This window comes from Burkholderia sp. E168m23, assembly GCF_016586125.1.
Classification (GTDB): domain Bacteria; phylum Pseudomonadota; class Gammaproteobacteria; order Burkholderiales; family Burkholderiaceae; genus Burkholderia; species Burkholderia orbicola.
The window spans coordinates 1-5002 of the sequence record NZ_BCPP01000521.1 but is presented as its reverse complement, the minus strand read 5'-3'; the positions used below and the strand labels follow the sequence as shown (position 1 = coordinate 5002).

The window sequence follows — 5002 nt, the reverse complement described above, 5'->3', positions numbered from 1 at the left end:
TTATCGCCCCCGCTCTGAGAGATATGTTGTCGTATGTTTATGCGCAAAAACTTCAATTAAATCGCCTCGGCCGCCCCTATCCGCCACGGCGATTTCCCTGCTCGCCAGCCTCCGTCGGCTCGCCTCGGTCATTCCGCCTTTGGTCAGCCCCGCAGCCCAGGAATTGCCTCTGCCTTCCCGCCACGGAATCGACCTCATCCGCCCCTGCTCCGCTACACCGCCTTCAACGCGCGCCGCGCCACCTCCGCGAAATACCGCGCGCCCACCGGCAAAATCTCGTCGTTGAAATCGTACGTCGCGTTGTGCAGCGGCACGCCGCCCTGCCCGGCCGCTTCGCCGTTGCCGATGAACACGAAATTGCCCGGCACCGCCTGCAGGAACGCGCCGAAATCCTCAGAAACCATCATCGGCTGCACGTTGGCGTTCACCGCGTCGGCGCCCACGATATGCGCGGCGGCCTGCACGGCCGTGTCGACCCATTCCGGCGAATTCACCGTCGGCGCGAACTCGTGCGTGTAGTCGAACGTGCAGGTCGCGCCATGCGTACGGCAGATCCCTTCGCTGATCTCGCGCATCCGCGTTTCCAGCAGCGCCTGCACGTCGCGCGAATAGCTGCGCGTGTCGCCCTTGATCGTCACCGTCGACGGCAGCACGTTGCGCAGCCCGTCGGTGACGAATTCCGTGCAGGAGATCACCGCCTGCTGGCCCGGATCGAGATTGCGCGACACGATCGTCTGCAGCGCGAGCACGATCTGCGAACCAATCACGATCGGATCGATGCCCATGTGCGGACGCGCCGCATGCGTGCCGCGCCCGTCGATCCGGATCACGAAGTTGTCCTCGCTCGCCATGATGCCGCCCGCACGCGTCGCGAACGTGCCCGCGCGCATGCCCGGCATGTTGTGCGCGCCGAAGATCGCATCGACCGGAAAGCGCTCGAACAGCCCGTCGGCCATCATCGCCTTCGCGCCGCGGCCGTGCTCTTCCGCCGGCTGGAAAATGAAGCGCACCGTGCCGTCGAAATCCTTGCGCTCGGCCAGCAGTTGCGCGGCGCCGAGCACCATCGACATGTGGCCGTCGTGCCCGCACGCATGCATCTTGCCCGGCGTGCGCGACACGTGTTCGCGGCCCGGCGCGTGCTCGGCGATGTTCAGCGCGTCCATGTCCGCGCGAATGCCGATCGCGCGCTGACCGGTGCCCGCCGTCAGGTTCGCGACGAGCCCCGTGCCGCCGATGCCGCGATGCACGTCGAGCCCGAGCGTCGTGAGAATCCGCGCGACGTAGTCCGACGTATTCACTTCTTCGAAACCCGTCTCCGGATACTGGTGCAGATGGCGGCGCCAGGTTTTCAGCTGCCCCTGCAGCGTGCTTTCTGCCGTTGCGTCGATTGCGTCCATTGCGTTTGCCTCGTCGGTCGTCATGTCGGTCGTCACGTCGTTCAAGCCGCCACCGCCACGCGGCTCAGCCAGTCGCGCTGCCGCGCGAGCACCGCGGCGGCCGTCTCGCCGACGCAATCCCGGTACACGGACGGCGCGGTCGCCCCTTCCGTGTTGATCGCCAGCACGCGCGCATTCGCGTCGAGTCCGACCTGCCGCGCAAGCGCCGGGTCGCGCATCAGCACGTCGAGCCCCGCCACGCCGGCCGCGCCCGATTCGCCGGCGACGAGCGGCACGTCGCGTTCGCTGCCGGCCGCGAGGCCGCGCATCGTCTGCACCGCGTCTTCATCGTCGATCAGCATGAAGTGGTCGATGCACATCTCGAGGAAATCCCACGCGAGCGGCGACGCCTCGCCGCACGCGAGCCCGGCCATCACCGAATCGACGCTGCCGCTCGCCTTCGTCGCGCGCCCGGCCAACGCGCTCTGGTACAGGCAATCGGCTTGGCGCGGCTCGACGACGACGAAGCGTGGCCGCTGCACGCCGTCGCGCTCCCACAGGTAACTCGCGACGCCCGCGGCGAGGCCGCCCACGCCGCCCTGCAGGAACACGTGCGTGAACGGCCGCCCGTCGTCCTCCGCCGCCTGCGCGACCGCTTCGGCGGCGATCACGCCGTAGCCCTGCATCACGTCGCGCGGAATCGCTTCGTAGCCGTCGTACGACGTATCCGACACGACGTACCAGCCGTTCGCCTGCGCGAGCTGCGCCGCGCAGACGACCGATTCGTCGTAGTTCCCCGCGATGCGCACGATTCGCGCGCCGTACGCCGAGATCGCGCGTTCGCGCTCGGCGTCGACGTTCGCGTGCAGCACGATCACGCAGCCGCAGCCGATCGCGCGCGCGGCGGCGGCCAGCGCGCGGCCGTGATTGCCGTCGGTCGCGCTGATCACCGTCAGGTCGGCCAGCTCGGACGCGTAGCGGCCAGTGACGAGCCCCTGCGGATCGAGTGCCTGCGAGCGCCGCAACCGCTTCACGAGCCGCACCAGCGCGATCGGCGCGCCGAGCGCCTTGAAGCTGCCGAGCGGCGAGCGGCACGACTCGTCCTTCACGCTGACGCTCGCGACGCCGAGCCGCGCGGCCAGATCGGGCAGCGCCCGCAGCGGCGTGCGCGCGTTCCCGACGAGCGGCCAGTGCGCGAGCCACGCACCGCTCTCGTCGGCCGACGCGATGTTCATCACGCGGCGCAGCGCGTTCGGGTAGGCGGTGCGCGACGCGCGCGGGTTGGCGATCAGCATGGCGAAAGGCTCCGGATCGGGACCGCGCAGGCGGGCGGTCAGGTGAGACAGATGGGTCGGGGCAGGCAGGCGCGCATTGCGCTTGTCGCCCGTTGGAAAAATAATATTGCGCATGCCGGTGAATGAAATCGCCAAATCGACCGCTCCGACGCAAAAATTTCTCATTCTTTCGAGGTTTCACGCACCATCATGACGACCCCTCTCGATGCGTTCGATCGCAAGCTGTTGATGGAACTCCAGCGCGACGCGCAGACGCCGCAGGCCGAGCTCGGCGCGCGCGTCAACCTGTCGACCGCCGCGGTGAACCGGCGGCTGCGGCGCCTCGCGGAAGATGGCGTGATCGAGCGCTACACGGCCGTCGTCGCGCCGGACAAGGTCGATCATCCGCTGACGATCGTCGTGAACGTCGAGGTCGAAAGCGAGCAGATCGACCAGCTCGATGCGATGAAGCGCACGTTCGAGCGCTGCCCGCAAATCCAGCAGTGCTACTACGTGACGGGGGAATGGGATTTCGTGCTGATCCTCGCGGTGCGCAACATGGATCAGTACAACGCGCTCACGCGCGAGCTGTTCTTCGCGAACAACAACGTGAAGCGGTTCAAGACGCTGGTCAGCATGAGCCGCGTGAAGGTCGGGCTCGACGTGCCGGTCGATGCCGGCGAGTGAATGCGGCGATGAAACAGCCGGCGCACGACAACGTGCGCCGGCCGTTTCCCATCGACGGTTACCTCAACGACAACTGAAGCTCGCCGCCGAGTTCAGGTCGCCCGAACCGTTGTAGCGCGCGACCTGCGGATACGGGCACAACGGACGCGTGCGGCCCGCGCCCCAAGACGTCGGCACGTCCGCATTCGGCACCGCGTTCGTCGTATCGCGCGCGGTCGCCACGACCGCCGCGGGCGCCTGCCCCTGTTCGACCCACGCGACGAGCGGCGTCAGCATGTCGAACTGATCGGCGGTCGGGCCGCCCGAGCAGTGGTTCATCCCCGGCACCGGATAGAAGCGAGCAAAGCTCGACGCATCGCCGCCGTTCGCCTGCGCGACCTGCGCGTACCAGTCGCGCGTGTCGTTGAACGAGAACACCGGGTCGCCCGTGCCGTGATAGACGAGCAGCTTCGCGCCGCGCGACTTCAGCGCGGCGAGGTTCGTCTCGTCGGGCGGCGTCATGAACGACCACGACGATTGCGTGTAAGTGCCGTTCGTCGCGAAAATCGCCGGCGCATCGTTGTCCATGTCGAAACCGAGCGCGAAACCGGGCAGGTTCGCGAGCGCCGCGGCGGTTTTCGGCGGCGTCATGAACGTGAACGCCATCGCGGCCGGATCGAGCGTGATGGAATTCGACTGCTTCCACCCGGCCCAGCCTGGGCCCGAGATGCCCGGATCGTACGGAAAGCTCGCGTACAGCGCCGTGCCCGCGCTGTTGCGCGCACCGGTGAACACGTTCTCCAGCGCGGTTTTCTGCGCAGGCGTCAGGCACGATCCGGTGCGCGTGCCGTTCGCGCAGGTCGGGATGTCCGTGTCGACGCTGAAATGCGCCTGGCACGCGGCGACGTCCTGCACCATCCCGTCGGCCGCGCCATCGAGCGCATCGCATTTTTCGAGAATCTTCGCGCCGACGAACTGGCGTTCCGCATCGTTGAAACCGCTGCGGATGTCCGGCAACCCGTTCGTTCCGGTGGCCGACGCGATCTTCGCGAACTGCTGGGCGCCATACATCTCCCCGATCGCCGCCTTCGGCAGATGGAAGCCCGGATCGCCCGCGATGATGCCGTCGTAGTCGGCCGGGTTGCGCACCGCCGTGACCATCGCGTGACGGCCGCCGTTCGAGCAGCCGCCGAAATAGCTGCGATCGGGCGCCTTGCCGTACGCGAGCCGGATCACCTGCTTCGCCATCGGCGTCAGCGCGTCGACGGCGCCGTAGCCGTAATCGATCCGCGCCTGCGGATCGAGACCGAACAGCGGATTCTGCGCGGCGCTGTGCCCGGAATCCGAGCTGATCACCGCGAAGCCCTGATTCAGCGCGTTGGTCAGCGGCCCGCCGCCGCCGATCTCGCCGGTCGCGGTCACGACGTTGCCGTCGAGCCCGCCGTTGGCCTGGTAGAAGAAGCGGCCGTTCCACGCTTTCGGCAAACGCATCTCGAAGCCGATCGCATAGGTGTTGCCGTCCACCCCGCTCACGCGCTGGTTCATCTTGCCTGCGATCACGCAGTGCTCGGCGACCGGCTTGCCGGCCACCGTCAGCGTGCCGGCCGCGGCGGTCGTCACCGACGTGAACGACGTGTTCGCATACGCGAGCTTCGCGGCGAGCGCGTCGCAGGTCTGCGCCATCGT

4 protein-coding genes are annotated in these 5002 nt (G+C 67.8%); 1 reads left to right on the top strand and 3 read right to left on the bottom strand.

Annotated features, from left to right (window positions below):
- Positions 1-212 precede the first annotated feature (212 nt).
- Together JMF90_RS23730 and JMF90_RS23725 are read right to left on the bottom strand one after the other, a co-directional pair.
- On the bottom strand, positions 213-1397 hold the full coding sequence (locus JMF90_RS23730; RefSeq protein WP_011548813.1) for a M20 aminoacylase family protein: 1185 nt from the start codon (positions 1395-1397) through the stop codon (positions 213-215).
- 41 nt (positions 1398-1438) lie between these two features.
- Complete coding sequence (locus tag JMF90_RS23725) at positions 1439-2671, bottom strand: diaminopropionate ammonia-lyase (RefSeq protein WP_011548812.1); 1233 nt, start codon at positions 2669-2671, stop codon at positions 1439-1441.
- 189 nt (positions 2672-2860) lie between these two features.
- Here JMF90_RS23725 and JMF90_RS23720 point away from each other — a divergent pair, with 189 nt between their 5' ends.
- Positions 2861-3337: an Lrp/AsnC family transcriptional regulator gene (locus JMF90_RS23720; RefSeq protein ID WP_011548811.1), complete on the top strand. Its 477-nt coding sequence runs from the start codon at positions 2861-2863 to the stop codon at positions 3335-3337.
- A gap of 63 nt (positions 3338-3400) precedes the next feature.
- Here the strand turns inward: JMF90_RS23720 and JMF90_RS23715 are convergent.
- On the bottom strand, positions 3401-5002 hold a 1602-nt coding region (locus tag JMF90_RS23715), incomplete at its 5' end, for a tannase/feruloyl esterase family alpha/beta hydrolase (protein ID WP_201325496.1).

Excerpts from the sequence above, each read along its gene's own strand:
- JMF90_RS23730 (WP_011548813.1), bottom strand. The coding sequence starts at position 1,397 with ATGGACGCAATCGACGCAACGGCAGAAAGCACGCTGCAGGGGCAGCTG.
- JMF90_RS23725 (WP_011548812.1), bottom strand. The coding sequence starts at position 2,671 with ATGCTGATCGCCAACCCGCGCGCGTCGCGCACCGCCTACCCGAACGCG.
- JMF90_RS23720 (WP_011548811.1), top strand. The coding sequence starts at position 2,861 with ATGACGACCCCTCTCGATGCGTTCGATCGCAAGCTGTTGATGGAACTC.